Source organism: Wolbachia endosymbiont (group A) of Lasioglossum fulvicorne (assembly GCF_964028605.1).
Lineage (GTDB): Bacteria > Pseudomonadota > Alphaproteobacteria > Rickettsiales > Anaplasmataceae > Wolbachia.
Genome location: NZ_OZ034798.1, coordinates 1,221,261 through 1,243,063, shown reverse-complemented (window position 1 = coordinate 1,243,063; position 21,803 = coordinate 1,221,261). Strand labels below are relative to the sequence as shown.

At 36.5% G+C, this 21,803-nt stretch carries 18 protein-coding genes, 1 tRNA gene and 12 pseudogenes; 11 read left to right on the top strand and 20 right to left on the bottom strand.

Features of this window, described 5'->3' with window-relative positions:
* Nucleotides 1-36 precede the first annotated feature (36 nt).
* Nucleotides 37-342: pseudogene (locus tag ABWU71_RS06945) on the bottom strand (IS630 transposase-related protein); the annotation flags it as partial.
* A 186-nt stretch (nucleotides 343-528) separates the two neighbouring features.
* Here ABWU71_RS06945 and ABWU71_RS06940 point away from each other — a divergent pair.
* From ABWU71_RS06940 to ABWU71_RS06925, 4 genes are all read left to right on the top strand, one after another.
* Nucleotides 529-1,128 (top strand): peroxiredoxin, encoded by a 600-nt coding sequence (locus ABWU71_RS06940; RefSeq protein ID WP_353284360.1) that lies wholly within the window; start codon nucleotides 529-531, stop codon nucleotides 1,126-1,128.
* Nucleotides 1,115-2,059, top strand: coding sequence for a thioredoxin-disulfide reductase (gene trxB / locus ABWU71_RS06935; protein WP_353284359.1), 945 nt, complete (start codon nucleotides 1,115-1,117; stop codon nucleotides 2,057-2,059). Before ABWU71_RS06940 ends, trxB (ABWU71_RS06935) begins: the two co-directional genes overlap by 14 nt.
* A gap of 67 nt (nucleotides 2,060-2,126) precedes the next feature.
* Nucleotides 2,127-2,654 carry a hypothetical protein gene (locus ABWU71_RS06930; RefSeq protein WP_353284358.1) on the top strand — a complete coding sequence of 176 codons (528 nt, stop codon included), beginning with the start codon at nucleotides 2,127-2,129 and terminating at the stop codon, nucleotides 2,652-2,654.
* Nucleotides 2,655-2,678: 24 nt separating this feature from the next.
* Nucleotides 2,679-3,812 (top strand): ankyrin repeat domain-containing protein, encoded by a 1,134-nt coding sequence (locus tag ABWU71_RS06925; RefSeq protein ID WP_353284357.1) that lies wholly within the window; start codon nucleotides 2,679-2,681, stop codon nucleotides 3,810-3,812.
* Here the strand turns inward: ABWU71_RS06925 and ABWU71_RS06920 are convergent.
* Nucleotides 3,809-4,213: pseudogene (locus ABWU71_RS06920) on the bottom strand (tyrosine-type recombinase/integrase); the annotation flags it as partial. The gene ABWU71_RS06925 and the pseudogene ABWU71_RS06920 sit on opposite strands and share 4 nt — an antisense overlap.
* Nucleotides 4,214-4,274: 61 nt before the next feature.
* On the opposite strand from ABWU71_RS06920, the gene ABWU71_RS06915 reads away from it, so the two are divergent.
* A protein-coding gene (locus ABWU71_RS06915; RefSeq protein WP_353284076.1) for an IS630 family transposase occupies nucleotides 4,275-5,134 on the top strand; the annotation gives its coding sequence in 2 pieces (ribosomal slippage) (nucleotides 4,275-4,599 and nucleotides 4,599-5,134; 861 coding nt in all).
* Nucleotides 5,135-5,162: 28 nt separating this feature from the next.
* Here ABWU71_RS06915 and ABWU71_RS08110 read toward each other — a convergent pair.
* From ABWU71_RS08110 to ABWU71_RS06890, 6 genes and pseudogenes are all read right to left on the bottom strand, one after another.
* A pseudogene (locus ABWU71_RS08110) lies at nucleotides 5,163-5,330 on the bottom strand (tyrosine recombinase XerC); the annotation flags it as partial.
* 144 nt (nucleotides 5,331-5,474) lie between these two features.
* Nucleotides 5,475-5,834: pseudogene (locus ABWU71_RS08105) on the bottom strand (site-specific integrase); the annotation flags it as partial.
* A 2-nt stretch (nucleotides 5,835-5,836) separates the two neighbouring features.
* The gene (lpdA, locus tag ABWU71_RS06905) at nucleotides 5,837-7,225 is read right to left on the bottom strand and encodes a dihydrolipoyl dehydrogenase (RefSeq protein WP_353284356.1); all 1,389 of its coding nucleotides are present in this window, start codon (nucleotides 7,223-7,225) and stop codon (nucleotides 5,837-5,839) included.
* Nucleotides 7,218-8,327 carry a PQQ-binding-like beta-propeller repeat protein gene (locus tag ABWU71_RS06900; RefSeq protein ID WP_353284355.1) on the bottom strand — a complete coding sequence of 370 codons (1,110 nt, stop codon included), beginning with the start codon at nucleotides 8,325-8,327 and terminating at the stop codon, nucleotides 7,218-7,220. Before ABWU71_RS06900 ends, lpdA (ABWU71_RS06905) begins: the two co-directional genes overlap by 8 nt.
* A gap of 143 nt (nucleotides 8,328-8,470) precedes the next feature.
* Nucleotides 8,471-9,263, bottom strand: a protein-coding gene (locus tag ABWU71_RS06895; RefSeq protein ID WP_265023453.1) for an IS5 family transposase whose coding sequence is annotated in 2 segments (ribosomal slippage) — nucleotides 8,471-8,998 and nucleotides 9,000-9,263 — 792 coding nt in all. Because the reading frame shifts where the segments join, the coding sequence is not laid out codon by codon here.
* Nucleotides 9,264-9,323: 60 nt separating this feature from the next.
* A pseudogene (locus tag ABWU71_RS06890) lies at nucleotides 9,324-9,629 on the bottom strand (IS630 transposase-related protein); the annotation flags it as partial.
* A 186-nt stretch (nucleotides 9,630-9,815) separates the two neighbouring features.
* On the opposite strand from ABWU71_RS06890, the gene ABWU71_RS06885 reads away from it, so the two are divergent.
* From ABWU71_RS06885 to ABWU71_RS06870, 4 genes are all read left to right on the top strand, one after another.
* A complete protein-coding gene (locus ABWU71_RS06885) occupies nucleotides 9,816-10,415 on the top strand; it encodes a peroxiredoxin (RefSeq protein ID WP_353284360.1) in 600 nt (199 codons plus the stop codon).
* Nucleotides 10,402-11,346 carry a thioredoxin-disulfide reductase gene (trxB, locus tag ABWU71_RS06880; RefSeq protein WP_353284359.1) on the top strand — a complete coding sequence of 315 codons (945 nt, stop codon included), beginning with the start codon at nucleotides 10,402-10,404 and terminating at the stop codon, nucleotides 11,344-11,346. The genes ABWU71_RS06885 and trxB (ABWU71_RS06880) overlap by 14 nt, the downstream gene beginning before the upstream one ends.
* Before the next feature lie 67 nt (nucleotides 11,347-11,413).
* Nucleotides 11,414-11,941, top strand: a complete 528-nt coding sequence (locus ABWU71_RS06875; RefSeq protein WP_353284358.1) for a hypothetical protein — start codon at nucleotides 11,414-11,416, stop codon at nucleotides 11,939-11,941.
* Nucleotides 11,942-11,965: 24 nt separating this feature from the next.
* Nucleotides 11,966-13,099 carry an ankyrin repeat domain-containing protein gene (locus ABWU71_RS06870; RefSeq protein ID WP_353284357.1) on the top strand — a complete coding sequence of 378 codons (1,134 nt, stop codon included), beginning with the start codon at nucleotides 11,966-11,968 and terminating at the stop codon, nucleotides 13,097-13,099.
* On the opposite strand, the pseudogene ABWU71_RS06865 reads toward ABWU71_RS06870, so the two are convergent.
* Nucleotides 13,096-13,500 (bottom strand): annotated as a pseudogene (locus tag ABWU71_RS06865) (tyrosine-type recombinase/integrase); the annotation flags it as partial. The gene ABWU71_RS06870 and the pseudogene ABWU71_RS06865 sit on opposite strands and share 4 nt — an antisense overlap.
* Before the next feature lie 61 nt (nucleotides 13,501-13,561).
* Here ABWU71_RS06865 and ABWU71_RS06860 point away from each other — a divergent pair.
* Nucleotides 13,562-14,421 (top strand): IS630 family transposase gene (locus ABWU71_RS06860; RefSeq protein WP_353284076.1). Its coding sequence is split into 2 segments (ribosomal slippage): nucleotides 13,562-13,886 and nucleotides 13,886-14,421, totalling 861 coding nucleotides; the frame shifts between segments, so codons are not numbered across the junction.
* Between the two features lie 28 nt (nucleotides 14,422-14,449).
* Here the strand turns inward: ABWU71_RS06860 and ABWU71_RS08100 are convergent.
* The 11 genes and pseudogenes from ABWU71_RS08100 to ABWU71_RS08090 form a co-directional block, all read right to left on the bottom strand.
* A pseudogene (locus tag ABWU71_RS08100) lies at nucleotides 14,450-14,617 on the bottom strand (tyrosine recombinase XerC); the annotation flags it as partial.
* Nucleotides 14,618-14,761: 144 nt separating this feature from the next.
* Nucleotides 14,762-15,121: pseudogene (locus ABWU71_RS08095) on the bottom strand (site-specific integrase); the annotation flags it as partial.
* A gap of 2 nt (nucleotides 15,122-15,123) precedes the next feature.
* Nucleotides 15,124-16,512, bottom strand: a complete 1,389-nt coding sequence (gene lpdA / locus ABWU71_RS06850; RefSeq protein WP_353284356.1) for a dihydrolipoyl dehydrogenase — start codon at nucleotides 16,510-16,512, stop codon at nucleotides 15,124-15,126.
* A complete protein-coding gene (locus tag ABWU71_RS06845) occupies nucleotides 16,505-17,614 on the bottom strand; it encodes a PQQ-binding-like beta-propeller repeat protein (RefSeq protein ID WP_353284355.1) in 1,110 nt (369 codons plus the stop codon). The genes lpdA (ABWU71_RS06850) and ABWU71_RS06845 overlap by 8 nt, the downstream gene beginning before the upstream one ends.
* Before the next feature lie 143 nt (nucleotides 17,615-17,757).
* A protein-coding gene (locus tag ABWU71_RS06840) for an IS5 family transposase (protein WP_265023453.1) occupies nucleotides 17,758-18,550 on the bottom strand; the annotation gives its coding sequence in 2 pieces (ribosomal slippage) (nucleotides 17,758-18,285 and nucleotides 18,287-18,550; 792 coding nt in all).
* A 303-nt stretch (nucleotides 18,551-18,853) separates the two neighbouring features.
* Nucleotides 18,854-18,940, bottom strand: a tRNA-Ser gene (locus ABWU71_RS06835).
* Nucleotides 18,941-18,971: 31 nt separating this feature from the next.
* Nucleotides 18,972-19,259: pseudogene (locus ABWU71_RS06830) on the bottom strand (phage BR0599 family protein); the annotation flags it as partial.
* A gap of 27 nt (nucleotides 19,260-19,286) precedes the next feature.
* Nucleotides 19,287-19,772, bottom strand: a pseudogene (locus ABWU71_RS06825) (IS630 family transposase); the annotation flags it as partial.
* 5 nt (nucleotides 19,773-19,777) lie between these two features.
* A protein-coding gene (locus tag ABWU71_RS06820) for an IS5 family transposase (RefSeq protein ID WP_353284354.1) occupies nucleotides 19,778-20,570 on the bottom strand; the annotation gives its coding sequence in 2 pieces (ribosomal slippage) (nucleotides 19,778-20,305 and nucleotides 20,307-20,570; 792 coding nt in all).
* 73 nt (nucleotides 20,571-20,643) lie between these two features.
* Nucleotides 20,644-21,436 (bottom strand): IS5 family transposase gene (locus ABWU71_RS06815; RefSeq protein ID WP_265023453.1). Its coding sequence is split into 2 segments (ribosomal slippage): nucleotides 20,644-21,171 and nucleotides 21,173-21,436, totalling 792 coding nucleotides; the frame shifts between segments, so codons are not numbered across the junction.
* Nucleotides 21,437-21,495: 59 nt separating this feature from the next.
* Nucleotides 21,496-21,584 (bottom strand): annotated as a pseudogene (locus tag ABWU71_RS08090) (IS630 family transposase); the annotation flags it as partial.
* Nucleotides 21,585-21,639: 55 nt separating this feature from the next.
* Here ABWU71_RS08090 and ABWU71_RS06810 point away from each other — a divergent pair.
* A pseudogene (locus ABWU71_RS06810) lies at nucleotides 21,640-21,768 on the top strand (IS5/IS1182 family transposase); the annotation flags it as partial.
* Between the last annotated feature and the right edge of the window lie 35 nt (nucleotides 21,769-21,803).

Here is a 21,803-nt window from a genome sequence, read left to right as displayed (position 1 = left end):
TCTTAGTTTATTCCTTTCTTGAGATCATGTACAGGTTCTGAGAGCTCGGTGGATCGTTTGGATACTAACGTTGCCCCAAAGTTTAGCCATTTCCGAAAGAGTCTTTCCTCCGTTTTCTCTGGCAAATTTAGCAAAGGCATCCCAGTCGGTAATTTTGTGATTGTAACCTCCATTTCCAAGTTTTTTTGATTGAAAGTCTCCTGTTTCTTTTCTTCTTTGCTGCCACTCCCATAAAGTAGTTCGTCCAATTTTAAATCTTGCTGCCACTGTTTCTCTGCTTCCTCCCTCCTCTAGCGCTTCCATTGCTTTTTTCCTTAAGTCATAACTATATGCTGCTGGCACTCAACCTCCTTATCATCGTCTATCCTTATCTTATCACATCCGGACTTCTATGAAAAGAGCTATATCTTATCGGTAAAAAAAGAAGAGCTATTTTAGGAAGTTTTTATAGGGCTAGAACTAAAGAAAACTTGCATATAAGTTCATCAAGATGTAAAATTAGAGTTGTTTTAAAAGAATAGGTCAATTATGAATCTTGTAACAAAATCTGCTATCGATTTTACTGCTTCAGCTGTTCTCTCTGGCGGAGAAATTGTTGATGATTTCTGTCTGAGTAAGCGCATAAAAAATAAGTATGCTGTCCTTTTTTTCTATCCACTTGATTTTACCTTTGTTTGTCCAACTGAGTTGATATCATTTAGTAATAAAATAGAGGATTTTTCAAAACGTGGTGTTGAAGTTATAGGAGTAAGTGTAGATTCAAAGTTCTCACATTGTAAGTGGCGAAAAACTCCAGTTAATGATGGTGGTATTGGAGAGGTTAGCTACACTTTAGTGTCTGATATCAAAAAGTCTATATCAAGAGACTATGGGGTCTTGTATGATGACTCAATTGCGCTGAGAGCAACTTTCGTTATTGATGATAAATTTATTGTACGTCATCAATCGATAAATGATTTGCCTTTAGGGCGTAATATCGATGAGTTCGTTAGAATCGTTGATGCAATTAAACATAATGAGGAGCATGGTGAGGTGTGTCCAGCAGGGTGGAAAAAAGGTAAGCCAGCAATGCAGGCAAGCGATGAAGGAGTAGCTGATTATCTAAACTCATACAGTGAAGAATTATAAATTTAGTACAAAAGTTCTTATTATTGGATCTGGGGCAGCGGGTTATGCTGCTGCTATATATGCAGCACGTGCAAACTTAGATCCAATTGTAGTAACGGGAATGCAGCCTGGTGGTCAGCTTACAATTACTACAGATGTTGAAAACTATCCTGGTTTTGTTTCAATACGGGGTCCAGAACTAATGGAGCAAATGAGATTGCATGCAGAAAAGGTTGGAGCAAAAATAATAGATGATGAGATAAAAAGCGTTGAACAACTTGAGGATTCTAATGAGTATAGGTTTAGATCTTCTGGTAATACTAATGACTACTATTCAGGTGCAATTATAATTGCATCTGGTGCGCAAGCAAAATGGCTTGGTTTAGAAAGTGAAAAGAAATTTCAAGGTTACGGAGTTTCAGCATGTGCAACTTGTGATGGTGCATTTTTTAGGAATAAAGTTGTAGCTGTGGTCGGTGGTGGAAACACTGCTGTTGAAGAAGCAATATTTTTAACTCGATTTGCCAAAGAAGTGATATTAATACACAGACGTGATAAATTGAGAGCGGAAAAAGTAATGCAAGATAGGCTCTTTAAAAATGATAAAATAAAAGTAATGTGGAACCATATCGTGGAGCAGATTCTTGGAGAAGAAAATCCGAAAAAAGTTACTGGTATTATAGTTAAATCAACAGAATTAAAAGTGGATGGAGTGTTTATTGCAGTCGGACACGCACCAAATACGGGTATTTTTAAAGGCTTTGTTGAAATGGATGAACAGGGTTATATAATTACAAAACCTGGAATAACTTTAACTAGTAGGGCAGGGGTGTTTGCTGCAGGTGATGTTCAAGATAAGGTATATCGTCAGGCAGTAGTTGCAGCAGGAACAGGGTGCATGGCTGCACTTGATGCAGAGAAGTTTTTAGAGTCGTCTGAGGTTTTTAGATAAATTGCTTGCAATTTTCCTTTTCTTTTACATAATTATATTAGTAAATCATTAATAAAGAGGGTTTAGTATGCCTTATAGAAACAGTGTAGCATATTATGGAGCTTATGGAGGTGGTGATAACACGGCATCGCAAGCTCGAAATCCGACAACTTCAAGACAGCTAAGTGAATCAACAAAACAGTTATTTAAGGCTATTGATGACGAAAATCTAGAAGATTTTAGACAGGCTATAGAAGGAGGTGCGGATGTTAATGCGTTTGATGAGGAGGGCATGACACCTTTGATGTCTATTGCTAGGGCCTGTGATGCCAGCTATGATAAACAACCTGTGCTAGAGAAAATGGCTAAATTACTCATACAGAACAATAATATCAAAATTAACGTTCAAGGTAAGCAACCTGTTTATAAGGAAAGGCAAAAGAAAGACAGCCAAAATCGTAAAGTTTTTCTGTACCTTGGAAAAGAAATAGGACGTGATGATTCTTCGGGTTCCAAGCACTTTACACTAAGAGATGGATGGAGATCAATAAATGCTAATAAATTCAAGTACATTGACAGTAATAAGATAGTAACGAAAGATGATGATGATAATTAACCTATATGGTTTACTACTGATGATGTGGTAGGACGTCATGATGAAAATGCTGGTTTCAAGATTTTGAAAGAGTACTATGATGGGGTGAAGGAGCAGATAAGAACATCCGAGATACAAAGAAATACTGCCTTACATATTGCTTGCCAAGTTGGAGCTAAAGATATAGTAAAAATATTGCTCACGCACCCAGATATAAAAACTGATGTTAGAAATTGTGAAGATAAAGATCCTAAAGATTGTATTGCAAGAGGATTTGAGGATACAATAAAACTAGAATTAGAAAGAACACAAAAAGGAAAACAGTTGTTAAATGTTCTTTCTAGCGGAAATATTTACCAAGCGAAAGGACTATTAAATCAAGAACTTAACCCTAATTGCTGGAAAAGAAACCAAAATGGAGAAATAGAAACACCACTTAGCTTAATTATCAAATCATGTTTACAAGGAATAACACAAGATAACGAAGAAGTATTGACTAAACTTTTAGAACATAAAGACCTAGATTTTAGTCAAATAAAGCCAATACAAGCTATAGAGCGAAATCCATGGGTGAAGCAAATAATTGAACAAGCTATTAAAGAGCGATTAACTGATACTATTAATAGAAAAGATCTAGATGATGTAAAAGAATTGGTAGATGATAATTGCTTCATGAATTATACAATTGTTACTGCTGCATTGAGGAATGTTAATAATCCAATTGAATCTATTACAAATTATTTAAATGAGAAATTTCCTGCAAATACGAATAATATACCAAAAGGTTTTGAGGGGTTTAAAGAGCAAGAGCTAACGAATAAAACTGGCAAAATTTCACAATTAGAAAGAGATTTGAAACAAGTAAGGGAAGAAAGAGATAGGCTTTTATCAGAAAATAGACTGCTCCGTACTAAAAGTCTGAGTAATAAAAACGAAAAATCCTCACGAGCAATTTCTTCTGGTAGAAAACTAAGCAACTACGCTTCTGCACGTTTTATATTGCTTGGAGTATGTGCTGTTGATTCATGTTTAGTAATAGAAGATTATCCAGTAATAGGTGCTTGTCTTGCAGCACTTGCACTGGTTCTTCTTGTAGTAGGATGTTGTAGTTTATATAAAGCAAACACAATACTTAGTGATGTTGAAAGCACTCAGCTTGGTGGTTTAGAACGAAGTTAAAGTTTTGATTTCTTCTCCAAACTCTGTTGGAAATTCTTATACATATTAAAAACATCTTGATAATTGAGGTGAGTATAAATTTGAGTGGTTTCAAGGCTTGAATGGCCAAGCAGTTGTTGTATTGATCTTATGTCAATATCTTCCTGAAGCAAATGAGTAGCAAAACTATGACGAAATGCATGTGGAGATAAAATTTCTGGTAAATTTAACATTCTCCTTATTTTCTGCAAACGATTAGCCACATAAGTTCTTCCCAATTTTTTTCCTCTTACTCCCACAAAAAGATGTTGTGCTTCATCATTAATGCCAAGATAAGGACAGGCTTTTACATATTCCTGTATACATTTTTTTACTACCGGAAGAATGAATACCTGCCTTTGTTTATCTCCCTTACCTGTTATAGCTCTTTTCATAGAAGTCCGGATGTGATAAGATAAGGATAGACGATGATAAGGAGGTTGAGTGCCAGCAGCATATAGTTATGACTTAAGGAAAAAAGCAATGGAAGCGCTAGAGGAGGGAGGAAGCAGAGAAACAGTGGCAGCAAGATTTAAAATTGGACGAACTACTTTATGGGAGTGGCAGCAAAGAAGAAAAGAAACAGGAGACTTTCAATCAAAAAAACTTGGAAATGGAGGTTACAATCACAAAATTACCGACTGGGATGCCTTTGCTAAATTTGCCAGAGAAAACGGAGGAAAGACTCTGTCGGAAATGGCTAAACTTTGGGGCAACGTTAGTATCCAAACGATCCACCGAGCTCTCAGAAAAATTGGATTTACGCGCAAAAAAAGACATATGGATACAAGGAAAGAAACGAAGAAAAACGTGCTGAATTCTTAAAAATTATAGCAACAAAAGAACCAGAAAACTTAGTTTATATAGATGAGTCTGGCATTGATAACACAGAGGACTATCCATATGGGTATTGCCAGAAAGGACAGCGGTTTTATGGCCTAAAATCTGGAAAGAAAACTCAACGAATCAGTATGGTTGCAGCCTTAAGTAGAAGAAAGATAGTTGCTCCATTAACCTTTGAAGGCCACTGTAATATGGATGTTTTTAATGGATGGTTTGAGCAATTTTTGACACCGATCTTGGAACCTGGACAGACTGTCATTCTTGACAATGCTACTTTTCATAAGTCTGGTAAGATTATCGAGCTTGCTAGAGGAGTTGGTGCAGAAATTTTGTATCTGCCGCCGTATTCTCCAGATTTCAACAAAATTGAGCATCATTGGTTTGCTATAAAAAACAGAGCTAGGAAAAACATTCCTCTATTCGAATCCTTTCGTCGTGCTGTTGATTCTGCCTTCCTATGACCTGTTCGGACTATTATAAGAAATGCTATACTATTACACTTTCATTGTTAATATCACTAACCCTAAGGTTCAACGCTTCACTGATTCTTAGGCCTGCACCATATAGCAGGACAATAATCGCAATTTCTCTTTTTACCACCCAAGGTTCGCTCAAGTCAGATGATTTCATTTCTTTCACCAAAGTTTTTGCGTTGCCTCCTGTCATCCCAGTGCTTGACACTGGGATCCATTCTTCTTTTTTTCTGGATTCCAGTGTCAAGCACTGGAATGACAAAGAAGAGTGAGCCCCGTGTAAATAGTGGTTATGTAAGAAAAAGTCTACTAAAGTTTTTATATCAGGTATTGATAATGCTTTGGGCAGAGTTCTTCTCTGAATTGGCCTTGATAAGGAAAATACAGCTTCATTGTCTATATTGTGGTTGTTTTTTATGTACTTGAAGAAATTTCTGATTACTGATAATGCACGAGCGTTAGATCTTGCATTCACACCTCTTGCGTAACGAGAGGTAAGCCAACTTCTTAACTCAGGTATGCTTAAATTTTTCAGAGTACCAACATTTACTTCTCCGCCAATGTGAGTATTTAGGAAACTTATAAGATCCTTCAAGTCCCTCATGTATGACTCTAAAGTGTTTGGTGAATAAGATCTGTTGCACCTCAGCCACTCATACCATTTTTCAATGATTGAACCGAGGTCCACAATTATTTTTTAAAGAAAGCATCGATGCACGCATCTCGAAAGGCTTCATTTATATCAGGATGAGAGTGACAAATTCTGTATATATCCTCTGCTGCTGCGCCATATGCCATTGCAACTGCTGCTTCGTTGATTAGCGTATCAGCGTATGCCCCTATGATATGCACACCTAGTATTGTATCTGCTCTGCTACAAGTCAGCACTTTCACGAATCCTTCAGCATCATCAGTTATTTTTGCTCTGCCGTTTGCAGCAAATTGACATTTACCAACTTTGTACTTATGGCCAGCATTTTTGAGTTCCTCTTCGGCTTTACCGATCGAAGAAACCGCAGGGTGAGTGTAAATGACAGATGGTATGATTTCATAATCAATGTGAGGTGACTGTCCTGCTATTATCTCTGCAACTGCCACTCCTTCTTCCTCTGCTTTATGAGCAAGCATTGCTCCACCAATCACATCACCAATAGCAAATATTCCTTTTACATTAGTTTCATATCTGTTGTTAACTTGAACGAAACCGCGATTATCTTTTTCTATTTTTTCATCAATACCAAAACCCTCAGTGCATGGTTTGCGCCCTGCTGCCACCAATACCTTATCCGCCTCTATAGTGTTTGTTTGATTATCTTTTACAGAGCAAACTTTCACACTCAAAGAATTACTACTTTGTTTTATCTCCTCAACTTTAGTGCTAAGTAAAAATTTTATTCCTTGTTTTTGTAGACTAGAAAGTAGAGACTTACTTAATTCTCCATCCATTGCTGCAGCGATTCTATCAAAAAATTCTACTACAGTGACTTCAGACCCTAGCCTCCTCCATACAGAAGACATTTCAAGCCCTATTGCCCCGGCTCCGATTACGACAAGTTTTTTTGGTACTTCAGTTAAAGATAATGCACCAGTTGATGAAATAATACTTTTCTCATCGATATTAATTCCTGGCAAAGAAATAACGTCAGAACCGGTTGCAATTACTATATTTTTTGTCTTCAGCACCTTACCTTCAACTGAAACTTCAAGATTACCTTGGTCAAAAGAAGTAATTTTCCCAGGCCCATTGATTTTAGTGATTTTGTGAAGGTTAAACAGATATTCTATACCTTTTCCAAGTTCCTGAACTCTGGCATCCTTATAGCCTAGCATTTCTTTTAAGTCGAAACTTGCGTCCTTAATTTTTATGCCAAGCTTTGACAGATCATTTTTCGTGTGAGCATACTGATAGGAAGAATGGAGCAATGCTTTGGAGGGTATGCACCCAACCCGCAGGCACGTACCACCAAAAATGCTATTTTTATCTATGCAGGCAACTTTCAATCCAAGTTTTGCAGCAGCGATAGCACACTTATAACCACCTGGACCACCACCTATAACAATCAGGTCATAATCAGTCATAAAGAACAAACCTATTTTCTAAAGAATAAACACCTTTTCCCTCAGTTGTTACATATATTTTATCGTGAGTAAACACTGGAGTGTGAAACACATTACCAGGTACTTTGACTACCTTTCCTGCACTTTCAGATCCCGGAAAAGCAAACATTGAACTTTTATTGCTTGTCACCCACAGTGTATGGGCATGCATAATTGGAGCAAACAATTGCGTATTTTCTATTAAATCAGATGCCCAGACTGTTTCTCCATTTTTTATATCCAGGCCAATTATTTTATCGTCTTTAGTAACTATAAAAATTCTTCCGCCTTCTTTTTGCTCCTTTGGAGGAATAAGAGGACTGTAATATGATTCAATGTCTGATACACTTTTTACTTGCAGTGACTTTGACCATAAAATATTTCCTGATTTTACGTCAATACCATAAATATAAGAATTGTTTGTAGCTATTAAAGTATCGCCAAGCACTCTCGGTGTAGTAGTTACATCTGTGAGCTGTGTATCCAAAAAGTTTGTAGCCAATTTTTGGCTCCACAATTTTTTACCGTCTTCATTAAAAGCTATTAACTCACCATTTGAAAATGGCGCTATTATTTTATCGTTAGAAATTGCTGGCGATATGGAATACAAACCTCGAACCTCATTGATACCGTTTTGATAAGTCCAAACGGAGCTGCCATCTTTTATATCAAACACGTACAGATAATTATCAATAGTCAATACTACCAATTTATTATTTATTACTGCTGCTTTCCCTCTTACTGGAGCTCTCAATTCTTTTTCCCACTCAATCTTGCCAGTTTTTGCGTCTATTGCGTGTAAAGTGTTATCCACTATAAAGAAAACATTTTTTTCATAATGTGATAGGCTCATGTTACCAATTTTTTTCCTATGTGAGAGGTGTAATTTCCAATTCATAGCCTTTGAGTTATCAATATCAAAGGAATATAAAGCACTGTGCTTGTCTGATAAAATAACGCTATTTTCTGTAAGCACTGGAGCTACATACCCTTGAGATAGTTTTTTATCCACTAGACTTATTCTCTCGCTTGCCATTGTGTAACTGCTACACAATAACATTATCATGACAATTATTACTTTCATTATTTATTGAAAACAAGATTCATTAATGTACATCTTAAGAACCTTAATTACAACGGAAATGTTCTTGCTGCATGTTAAAAACGTTGATTTATGAACGAAATATTATATTATTATGTGAGATAATGTATATTCTTAGAGCCTGTTCATAATCTTTTCAGAAGTAAGGCAGTGAAAGCCAGAACGACCATTTGTAGGCTAGTATTGAGTTTTCGCTCACAATTTTTCCACAATCTTCTACATTTTTCTAACCAAGCAAAAGATCGCTCCACAACCCATCTTTTGGGCAATACAACAAAGGAATGTAATTCATTTCTTTTTATCACTTCAACGGTTGCACCAATAATCGTTTTTATTTGAGTTGCAAAATTCTCTCCAGTATAGCCTGCATCAACCAGTACATTTTTAACTCCCGAGAGGTTTTCTTTTGCATTTTCGACCATTCTCACAGCACTGCTACGGTCAGTTATCTCTGCTGTTGTTATATAAATTGCATGGGGCAAACCTTGCGTATCTACTGCAATATGGCGTTTTATTCCTGAAATCTTTTTGCCTGCATCATAGCCTTTTTCTTCAGCAGTATCTGCATTTTTTACACTCTGTGCATCAATTATGCAGAAGCTGGTTTTTTCTTTCCGACCATTGTTTTGTCGGACCACGCCAACTATTTTTTTTTAACACCAGCTCCAGAACACTTTCTTTATCTGCATCTGGTTTTTCACTCCACTTCTTAAAATAGTCGTAACAATTGCGCCATTTTGGAAACTCTTTTGGTAGCATTCTCCACTGACAACCGCTTTTCAGAACGTATAACACTCCACAAAATACATCATACAAATCAAGTTTCCTTGGTTTTGTTTTTTTTCTACAGGACTCTAGATCTGGTAACATAATCTCAAATCTTTCCCGACTTATATCACTTGGGTATAAACTCCTCATATATCCTAACTTATATATATTATCTCTTAGTTTATTCCTTTCTTGAGATCATGTACAGGTTCTGAGAGCTCGGTGGATCGTTTGGATACTAACGTTGCCCCAAAGTTTAGCCATTTCCGAAAGAGTCTTTCCTCCGTTTTCTCTGGCAAATTTAGCAAAGGCATCCCAGTCGGTAATTTTGTGATTGTAACCTCCATTTCCAAGTTTTTTTGATTGAAAGTCTCCTGTTTCTTTTCTTCTTTGCTGCCACTCCCATAAAGTAGTTCGTCCAATTTTAAATCTTGCTGCCACTGTTTCTCTGCTTCCTCCCTCCTCTAGCGCTTCCATTGCTTTTTTCCTTAAGTCATAACTATATGCTGCTGGCACTCAACCTCCTTATCATCGTCTATCCTTATCTTATCACATCCGGACTTCTATGAAAAGAGCTATATCTTATCGGTAAAAAAAGAAGAGCTATTTTAGGAAGTTTTTATAGGGCTAGAACTAAAGAAAACTTGCATATAAGTTCATCAAGATGTAAAATTAGAGTTGTTTTAAAAGAATAGGTCAATTATGAATCTTGTAACAAAATCTGCTATCGATTTTACTGCTTCAGCTGTTCTCTCTGGCGGAGAAATTGTTGATGATTTCTGTCTGAGTAAGCGCATAAAAAATAAGTATGCTGTCCTTTTTTTCTATCCACTTGATTTTACCTTTGTTTGTCCAACTGAGTTGATATCATTTAGTAATAAAATAGAGGATTTTTCAAAACGTGGTGTTGAAGTTATAGGAGTAAGTGTAGATTCAAAGTTCTCACATTGTAAGTGGCGAAAAACTCCAGTTAATGATGGTGGTATTGGAGAGGTTAGCTACACTTTAGTGTCTGATATCAAAAAGTCTATATCAAGAGACTATGGGGTCTTGTATGATGACTCAATTGCGCTGAGAGCAACTTTCGTTATTGATGATAAATTTATTGTACGTCATCAATCGATAAATGATTTGCCTTTAGGGCGTAATATCGATGAGTTCGTTAGAATCGTTGATGCAATTAAACATAATGAGGAGCATGGTGAGGTGTGTCCAGCAGGGTGGAAAAAAGGTAAGCCAGCAATGCAGGCAAGCGATGAAGGAGTAGCTGATTATCTAAACTCATACAGTGAAGAATTATAAATTTAGTACAAAAGTTCTTATTATTGGATCTGGGGCAGCGGGTTATGCTGCTGCTATATATGCAGCACGTGCAAACTTAGATCCAATTGTAGTAACGGGAATGCAGCCTGGTGGTCAGCTTACAATTACTACAGATGTTGAAAACTATCCTGGTTTTGTTTCAATACGGGGTCCAGAACTAATGGAGCAAATGAGATTGCATGCAGAAAAGGTTGGAGCAAAAATAATAGATGATGAGATAAAAAGCGTTGAACAACTTGAGGATTCTAATGAGTATAGGTTTAGATCTTCTGGTAATACTAATGACTACTATTCAGGTGCAATTATAATTGCATCTGGTGCGCAAGCAAAATGGCTTGGTTTAGAAAGTGAAAAGAAATTTCAAGGTTACGGAGTTTCAGCATGTGCAACTTGTGATGGTGCATTTTTTAGGAATAAAGTTGTAGCTGTGGTCGGTGGTGGAAACACTGCTGTTGAAGAAGCAATATTTTTAACTCGATTTGCCAAAGAAGTGATATTAATACACAGACGTGATAAATTGAGAGCGGAAAAAGTAATGCAAGATAGGCTCTTTAAAAATGATAAAATAAAAGTAATGTGGAACCATATCGTGGAGCAGATTCTTGGAGAAGAAAATCCGAAAAAAGTTACTGGTATTATAGTTAAATCAACAGAATTAAAAGTGGATGGAGTGTTTATTGCAGTCGGACACGCACCAAATACGGGTATTTTTAAAGGCTTTGTTGAAATGGATGAACAGGGTTATATAATTACAAAACCTGGAATAACTTTAACTAGTAGGGCAGGGGTGTTTGCTGCAGGTGATGTTCAAGATAAGGTATATCGTCAGGCAGTAGTTGCAGCAGGAACAGGGTGCATGGCTGCACTTGATGCAGAGAAGTTTTTAGAGTCGTCTGAGGTTTTTAGATAAATTGCTTGCAATTTTCCTTTTCTTTTACATAATTATATTAGTAAATCATTAATAAAGAGGGTTTAGTATGCCTTATAGAAACAGTGTAGCATATTATGGAGCTTATGGAGGTGGTGATAACACGGCATCGCAAGCTCGAAATCCGACAACTTCAAGACAGCTAAGTGAATCAACAAAACAGTTATTTAAGGCTATTGATGACGAAAATCTAGAAGATTTTAGACAGGCTATAGAAGGAGGTGCGGATGTTAATGCGTTTGATGAGGAGGGCATGACACCTTTGATGTCTATTGCTAGGGCCTGTGATGCCAGCTATGATAAACAACCTGTGCTAGAGAAAATGGCTAAATTACTCATACAGAACAATAATATCAAAATTAACGTTCAAGGTAAGCAACCTGTTTATAAGGAAAGGCAAAAGAAAGACAGCCAAAATCGTAAAGTTTTTCTGTACCTTGGAAAAGAAATAGGACGTGATGATTCTTCGGGTTCCAAGCACTTTACACTAAGAGATGGATGGAGATCAATAAATGCTAATAAATTCAAGTACATTGACAGTAATAAGATAGTAACGAAAGATGATGATGATAATTAACCTATATGGTTTACTACTGATGATGTGGTAGGACGTCATGATGAAAATGCTGGTTTCAAGATTTTGAAAGAGTACTATGATGGGGTGAAGGAGCAGATAAGAACATCCGAGATACAAAGAAATACTGCCTTACATATTGCTTGCCAAGTTGGAGCTAAAGATATAGTAAAAATATTGCTCACGCACCCAGATATAAAAACTGATGTTAGAAATTGTGAAGATAAAGATCCTAAAGATTGTATTGCAAGAGGATTTGAGGATACAATAAAACTAGAATTAGAAAGAACACAAAAAGGAAAACAGTTGTTAAATGTTCTTTCTAGCGGAAATATTTACCAAGCGAAAGGACTATTAAATCAAGAACTTAACCCTAATTGCTGGAAAAGAAACCAAAATGGAGAAATAGAAACACCACTTAGCTTAATTATCAAATCATGTTTACAAGGAATAACACAAGATAACGAAGAAGTATTGACTAAACTTTTAGAACATAAAGACCTAGATTTTAGTCAAATAAAGCCAATACAAGCTATAGAGCGAAATCCATGGGTGAAGCAAATAATTGAACAAGCTATTAAAGAGCGATTAACTGATACTATTAATAGAAAAGATCTAGATGATGTAAAAGAATTGGTAGATGATAATTGCTTCATGAATTATACAATTGTTACTGCTGCATTGAGGAATGTTAATAATCCAATTGAATCTATTACAAATTATTTAAATGAGAAATTTCCTGCAAATACGAATAATATACCAAAAGGTTTTGAGGGGTTTAAAGAGCAAGAGCTAACGAATAAAACTGGCAAAATTTCACAATTAGAAAGAGATTTGAAACAAGTAAGGGAAGAAAGAGATAGGCTTTTATCAGAAAATAGACTGCTCCGTACTAAAAGTCTGAGTAATAAAAACGAAAAATCCTCACGAGCAATTTCTTCTGGTAGAAAACTAAGCAACTACGCTTCTGCACGTTTTATATTGCTTGGAGTATGTGCTGTTGATTCATGTTTAGTAATAGAAGATTATCCAGTAATAGGTGCTTGTCTTGCAGCACTTGCACTGGTTCTTCTTGTAGTAGGATGTTGTAGTTTATATAAAGCAAACACAATACTTAGTGATGTTGAAAGCACTCAGCTTGGTGGTTTAGAACGAAGTTAAAGTTTTGATTTCTTCTCCAAACTCTGTTGGAAATTCTTATACATATTAAAAACATCTTGATAATTGAGGTGAGTATAAATTTGAGTGGTTTCAAGGCTTGAATGGCCAAGCAGTTGTTGTATTGATCTTATGTCAATATCTTCCTGAAGCAAATGAGTAGCAAAACTATGACGAAATGCATGTGGAGATAAAATTTCTGGTAAATTTAACATTCTCCTTATTTTCTGCAAACGATTAGCCACATAAGTTCTTCCCAATTTTTTTCCTCTTACTCCCACAAAAAGATGTTGTGCTTCATCATTAATGCCAAGATAAGGACAGGCTTTTACATATTCCTGTATACATTTTTTTACTACCGGAAGAATGAATACCTGCCTTTGTTTATCTCCCTTACCTGTTATAGCTCTTTTCATAGAAGTCCGGATGTGATAAGATAAGGATAGACGATGATAAGGAGGTTGAGTGCCAGCAGCATATAGTTATGACTTAAGGAAAAAAGCAATGGAAGCGCTAGAGGAGGGAGGAAGCAGAGAAACAGTGGCAGCAAGATTTAAAATTGGACGAACTACTTTATGGGAGTGGCAGCAAAGAAGAAAAGAAACAGGAGACTTTCAATCAAAAAAACTTGGAAATGGAGGTTACAATCACAAAATTACCGACTGGGATGCCTTTGCTAAATTTGCCAGAGAAAACGGAGGAAAGACTCTGTCGGAAATGGCTAAACTTTGGGGCAACGTTAGTATCCAAACGATCCACCGAGCTCTCAGAAAAATTGGATTTACGCGCAAAAAAAGACATATGGATACAAGGAAAGAAACGAAGAAAAACGTGCTGAATTCTTAAAAATTATAGCAACAAAAGAACCAGAAAACTTAGTTTATATAGATGAGTCTGGCATTGATAACACAGAGGACTATCCATATGGGTATTGCCAGAAAGGACAGCGGTTTTATGGCCTAAAATCTGGAAAGAAAACTCAACGAATCAGTATGGTTGCAGCCTTAAGTAGAAGAAAGATAGTTGCTCCATTAACCTTTGAAGGCCACTGTAATATGGATGTTTTTAATGGATGGTTTGAGCAATTTTTGACACCGATCTTGGAACCTGGACAGACTGTCATTCTTGACAATGCTACTTTTCATAAGTCTGGTAAGATTATCGAGCTTGCTAGAGGAGTTGGTGCAGAAATTTTGTATCTGCCGCCGTATTCTCCAGATTTCAACAAAATTGAGCATCATTGGTTTGCTATAAAAAACAGAGCTAGGAAAAACATTCCTCTATTCGAATCCTTTCGTCGTGCTGTTGATTCTGCCTTCCTATGACCTGTTCGGACTATTATAAGAAATGCTATACTATTACACTTTCATTGTTAATATCACTAACCCTAAGGTTCAACGCTTCACTGATTCTTAGGCCTGCACCATATAGCAGGACAATAATCGCAATTTCTCTTTTTACCACCCAAGGTTCGCTCAAGTCAGATGATTTCATTTCTTTCACCAAAGTTTTTGCGTTGCCTCCTGTCATCCCAGTGCTTGACACTGGGATCCATTCTTCTTTTTTTCTGGATTCCAGTGTCAAGCACTGGAATGACAAAGAAGAGTGAGCCCCGTGTAAATAGTGGTTATGTAAGAAAAAGTCTACTAAAGTTTTTATATCAGGTATTGATAATGCTTTGGGCAGAGTTCTTCTCTGAATTGGCCTTGATAAGGAAAATACAGCTTCATTGTCTATATTGTGGTTGTTTTTTATGTACTTGAAGAAATTTCTGATTACTGATAATGCACGAGCGTTAGATCTTGCATTCACACCTCTTGCGTAACGAGAGGTAAGCCAACTTCTTAACTCAGGTATGCTTAAATTTTTCAGAGTACCAACATTTACTTCTCCGCCAATGTGAGTATTTAGGAAACTTATAAGATCCTTCAAGTCCCTCATGTATGACTCTAAAGTGTTTGGTGAATAAGATCTGTTGCACCTCAGCCACTCATACCATTTTTCAATGATTGAACCGAGGTCCACAATTATTTTTTAAAGAAAGCATCGATGCACGCATCTCGAAAGGCTTCATTTATATCAGGATGAGAGTGACAAATTCTGTATATATCCTCTGCTGCTGCGCCATATGCCATTGCAACTGCTGCTTCGTTGATTAGCGTATCAGCGTATGCCCCTATGATATGCACACCTAGTATTGTATCTGCTCTGCTACAAGTCAGCACTTTCACGAATCCTTCAGCATCATCAGTTATTTTTGCTCTGCCGTTTGCAGCAAATTGACATTTACCAACTTTGTACTTATGGCCAGCATTTTTGAGTTCCTCTTCGGCTTTACCGATCGAAGAAACCGCAGGGTGAGTGTAAATGACAGATGGTATGATTTCATAATCAATGTGAGGTGACTGTCCTGCTATTATCTCTGCAACTGCCACTCCTTCTTCCTCTGCTTTATGAGCAAGCATTGCTCCACCAATCACATCACCAATAGCAAATATTCCTTTTACATTAGTTTCATATCTGTTGTTAACTTGAACGAAACCGCGATTATCTTTTTCTATTTTTTCATCAATACCAAAACCCTCAGTGCATGGTTTGCGCCCTGCTGCCACCAATACCTTATCCGCCTCTATAGTGTTTGTTTGATTATCTTTTACAGAGCAAACTTTCACACTCAAAGAATTACTACTTTGTTTTATCTCCTCAACTTTAGTGCTAAGTAAAAATTTTATTCCTTGTTTTTGTAGACTAGAAAGTAGAGACTTACTTAATTCTCCATCCATTGCTGCAGCGATTCTATCAAAAAATTCTACTACAGTGACTTCAGACCCTAGCCTCCTCCATACAGAAGACATTTCAAGCCCTATTGCCCCGGCTCCGATTACGACAAGTTTTTTTGGTACTTCAGTTAAAGATAATGCACCAGTTGATGAAATAATACTTTTCTCATCGATATTAATTCCTGGCAAAGAAATAACGTCAGAACCGGTTGCAATTACTATATTTTTTGTCTTCAGCACCTTACCTTCAACTGAAACTTCAAGATTACCTTGGTCAAAAGAAGTAATTTTCCCAGGCCCATTGATTTTAGTGATTTTGTGAAGGTTAAACAGATATTCTATACCTTTTCCAAGTTCCTGAACTCTGGCATCCTTATAGCCTAGCATTTCTTTTAAGTCGAAACTTGCGTCCTTAATTTTTATGCCAAGCTTTGACAGATCATTTTTCGTGTGAGCATACTGATAGGAAGAATGGAGCAATGCTTTGGAGGGTATGCACCCAACCCGCAGGCACGTACCACCAAAAATGCTATTTTTATCTATGCAGGCAACTTTCAATCCAAGTTTTGCAGCAGCGATAGCACACTTATAACCACCTGGACCACCACCTATAACAATCAGGTCATAATCAGTCATAAAGAACAAACCTATTTTCTAAAGAATAAACACCTTTTCCCTCAGTTGTTACATATATTTTATCGTGAGTAAACACTGGAGTGTGAAACACATTACCAGGTACTTTGACTACCTTTCCTGCACTTTCAGATCCCGGAAAAGCAAACATTGAACTTTTATTGCTTGTCACCCACAGTGTATGGGCATGCATAATTGGAGCAAACAATTGCGTATTTTCTATTAAATCAGATGCCCAGACTGTTTCTCCATTTTTTATATCCAGGCCAATTATTTTATCGTCTTTAGTAACTATAAAAATTCTTCCGCCTTCTTTTTGCTCCTTTGGAGGAATAAGAGGACTGTAATATGATTCAATGTCTGATACACTTTTTACTTGCAGTGACTTTGACCATAAAATATTTCCTGATTTTACGTCAATACCATAAATATAAGAATTGTTTGTAGCTATTAAAGTATCGCCAAGCACTCTCGGTGTAGTAGTTACATCTGTGAGCTGTGTATCCAAAAAGTTTGTAGCCAATTTTTGGCTCCACAATTTTTTACCGTCTTCATTAAAAGCTATTAACTCACCATTTGAAAATGGCGCTATTATTTTATCGTTAGAAATTGCTGGCGATATGGAATACAAACCTCGAACCTCATTGATACCGTTTTGATAAGTCCAAACGGAGCTGCCATCTTTTATATCAAACACGTACAGATAATTATCAATAGTCAATACTACCAATTTATTATTTATTACTGCTGCTTTCCCTCTTACTGGAGCTCTCAATTCTTTTTCCCACTCAATCTTGCCAGTTTTTGCGTCTATTGCGTGTAAAGTGTTATCCACTATAAAGAAAACATTTTTTTCATAATGTGATAGGCTCATGTTACCAATTTTTTTCCTATGTGAGAGGTGTAATTTCCAATTCATAGCCTTTGAGTTATCAATATCAAAGGAATATAAAGCACTGTGCTTGTCTGATAAAATAACGCTATTTTCTGTAAGCACTGGAGCTACATACCCTTGAGATAGTTTTTTATCCACTAGACTTATTCTCTCGCTTGCCATTGTGTAACTGCTACACAATAACATTATCATGACAATTATTACTTTCATTATTTATTGAAAACAAGATTCATTAATGTACATCTTAAGAACCTTAATTACAACGGAAATGTTCTTGCTGCATGTTAAAAACGTTGATTTATGAACGAAATATTATATTATTATGTGAGATAATGTATATTCTTAGAGCCTGTTCATAATCTTTTCAGAAGTAAGGCAGTGAAAGCCAGAACGACCATTTGTAGGCTAGTATTGAGTTTTCGCTCACAATTTTTCCACAATCTTCTACATTTTTCTAACCAAGCAAAAGATCGCTCCACAACCCATCTTTTGGGCAATACAACAAAGGAATGTAATTCATTTCTTTTTATCACTTCAACGGTTGCACCAATAATCGTTTTTATTTGAGTTGCAAAATTCTCTCCAGTATAGCCTGCATCAACCAGTACATTTTTAACTCCCGAGAGGTTTTCTTTTGCATTTTCGACCATTCTCACAGCACTGCTACGGTCAGTTATCTCTGCTGTTGTTATATAAATTGCATGGGGCAAACCTTGCGTATCTACTGCAATATGGCGTTTTATTCCTGAAATCTTTTTGCCTGCATCATAGCCTTTTTCTTCAGCAGTATCTGCATTTTTTACACTCTGTGCATCAATTATGCAGAAGCTGGTTTTTTCTTTCCGACCATTGTTTTGTCGGACCACGCCAACTATTTTTTTTTAACACCAGCTCCAGAACACTTTCTTTATCTGCATCTGGTTTTTCACTCCACTTCTTAAAATAGTCGTAACAATTGCGCCATTTTGGAAACTCTTTTGGTAGCATTCTCCACTGACAACCGCTTTTCAGAACGTATAACACTCCACAAAATACATCATACAAATCAAGTTTCCTTGGTTTTGTTTTTTTTCTACAGGACTCTAGATCTGGTAACATAATCTCAAATCTTTCCCGACTTATATCACTTGGGTATAAACTCCTCATATATCCTAACTTATATATATTATCTCTTAGTTTATTCCTTTCTTGAGATCATGTACAGGTTCTGAGATAAATCGAGAAAAAGAACTGCTAATCAAATGCTATTTGCTCAATAAATTCACTGATATTGGTATGGCTAAATTCGAAATGGCTACATGAATTTATCGTAAATTACTACTGCATAAGGTGCGATGCAACAAAGCCATCCCAGAATGGAATGACATCGTTGTAACATTGTACCATATTACAATGTTTGTACAGTTGTGTGCGCGACCGGGGGTTTTATACTATTCTAGAAGTAACATACGGAAAAGGGGGGATTCGAACCCCCGACATATTTTCATATGTGCACGCTTTCCAAGCGTGTGCTTTAGACCACTCAGCCACCTTTCCATGCTTATTCATAATATTGAAAATTGTACTGCTAAACAATATAAAAACCTGGTATATAGGGTTCACCACGAAAATTTACAGTATTGTTAAACTTACTTCTGCAAGTTGGAAATGTTTTATCGCAACCTGCGAGTATTGAATATTTATCTCCAGCAGAAATTTGGTATGGAGGCGAAGTAAACAACGTAACTACTTTATTTTTATATTCTTTTACTACACCTTCAAACGCTGTTGAGCCAAAGAATTTCACTACTCCGTGCTTATAATATTCATCACTCTCAGTTAAATTCGTGTCTTCAAATCTTCTTTCATCTATTATAGCATTTCTCATAATAGTCCGAACAGGTCATAGGAAGGCAGAATCAACAGCACGACGAAAGGATTCGAATAGAGGAATGTTTTTCCTAGCTCTGTTTTTTATAGCAAACCAATGATGCTCAATTTTGTTGAAATCTGGAGAATACGGCGGCAGATACAAAATTTCTGCACCAACTCCTCTAGCAAGCTCGATAATCTTACCAGACTTATGAAAAGTAGCATTGTCAAGAATGACAGTCTGTCCAGGTTCCAAGATCGGTGTCAAAAATTGCTCAAACCATCCATTAAAAACATCCATATTACAGTGGCCTTCAAAGGTTAATGGAGCAACTATCTTTCTTCTACTTAAGGCTGCAACCATACTGATTCGTTGAGTTTTCTTTCCAGATTTTAGGCCATAAAACCGCTGTCCTTTCTGGCAATACCCATATGGATAGTCCTCTGTGTTATCAATGCCAGACTCATCTATATAAACTAAGTTTTCTGGTTCTTTTGTTGCTATAATTTTTAAGAGCCTGTTCATAATCTTTTCAGAAGTAAGGCAGTGAAAGCCAGAACGACCATTTGTAGGCTAGTATTGAGTTTTCGCTCACAATTTTTCCACAATCTTCTACATTTTTCTAACCAAGCAAAAGATCGCTCCACAACCCATCTTTTGGGCAATACAACAAAGGAATGTAATTCATTTCTTTTTATCACTTCAACGGTTGCACCAATAATCGTTTTTATTTGAGTTGCAAAATTCTCTCCAGTATAGCCTGCATCAACCAGTACATTTTTAACTCCCGAGAGGTTTTCTTTTGCATTTTCGACCATTCTCACAGCACTGCTACGGTCAGTTATCTCTGCTGTTGTTATATAAATTGCATGGGGCAAACCTTGCGTATCTAATGCAATATGGCGTTTTATTCCTGAAATCTTTTTGCCTGCATCATAGCCTTTTTCTTCAGCAGTATCTGCATTTTTTACACTCTGTGCATCAATTATGCAGAAGCTGGTTTTTTCTTTCCGACCATTGTTTTGTCGGACCACGCCAACTATTTTTTTTTAACACCAGCTCCAGAACACTTTCTTTATCTGCATCTGGTTTTTCACTCCACTTCTTAAAATAGTCGTAACAATTGCGCCATTTTGGAAACTCTTTTGGTAGCATTCTCCACTGACAACCGCTTTTCAGAACGTATAACACTCCACAAAATACATCATACAAATCAAGTTTTCTTGGTTTTGTTTTTTTTCTACAGGACTCTAGATCTGGTAACATAATCTCAAATCTTTCCCGACTTATATCACTTGGGTATAAACTCCTCATATATCCTAACTTATATATATTATCTCTTAGTTTATTCCTTTCTTGAGATCATGTACAGGTTCTAAGAGCCTGTTCATAATCTTTTCAGAAGTAAGGCAGTGAAAGCCAGAACGACCATTTGTAGGCTAGTATTGAGTTTTCGCTCACAATTTTTCCACAATCTTCTACATTTTTCTAACCAAGCAAAAGATCGCTCCACAACCCATCTTTTGGGCAATACAACAAAGGAATGTAATTCATTTCTTTTTATCACTTCAACGGTTGCACCAATAATCGTTTTTATTTGAGTTGCAAAATTCTCTCCAGTATAGCCTGCATCAACCAGTACATTTTTAACTCCCGAGAGGTTTTCTTTTGCATTTTCGACCATTCTCACAGCACTGCTACGGTCAGTTATCTCTGCTGTTGTTATATAAATTGCATGGGGCAAACCTTGCGTATCTACTGCAATATGGCGTTTTATTCCTGAAATCTTTTTGCCTGCATCATAGCCTTTTTCTTCAGCAGTATCTGCATTTTTTACACTCTGTGCATCAATTATGCAGAAGCTGGTTTTTTCTTTCCGACCATTGTTTTGTCGGACCACGCCAACTATTTTTTTTTAACACCAGCTCCAGAACACTTTCTTTATCTGCATCTGGTTTTTCACTCCACTTCTTAAAATAGTCGTAACAATTGCGCCATTTTGGAAACTCTTTTGGTAGCATTCTCCACTGACAACCGCTTTTCAGAACGTATAACACTCCACAAAATACATCATACAAATCAAGTTTCCTTGGTTTTGTTTTTTTTCTACAGGACTCTAGATCTGGTAACATAATCTCAAATCTTTCCCGACTTATATCACTTGGGTATAAACTCCTCATATATCCTAACTTATATATATTATCTCTTAGTTTATTCCTTTCTTGAGATCATGTACAGGTTCTAAGAATTCAGCACGTTTTTCTTCGTTTCTTTCCTTGTATCCATATGTCTTTTTTTGCGCGTAAATCCAATTTTTCTGAGAACCTGTACATGATCTCAAGAAAGGAATAAACTAAGAGATAATATATATAAGTTAGGATATATGAGGAGTTTATACCCAAGTGATATAAGTCGGGAAAGATTTGAGATTATGTTACCAGATCTAGAGTCCTGTAGAAAAAAAACAAAACCAAGAAAACTTGATTTGTATGATGTATTTTGTGGAGTGTTAGAACCTGTACATGATCTCAAGAAAGGAATAAACTA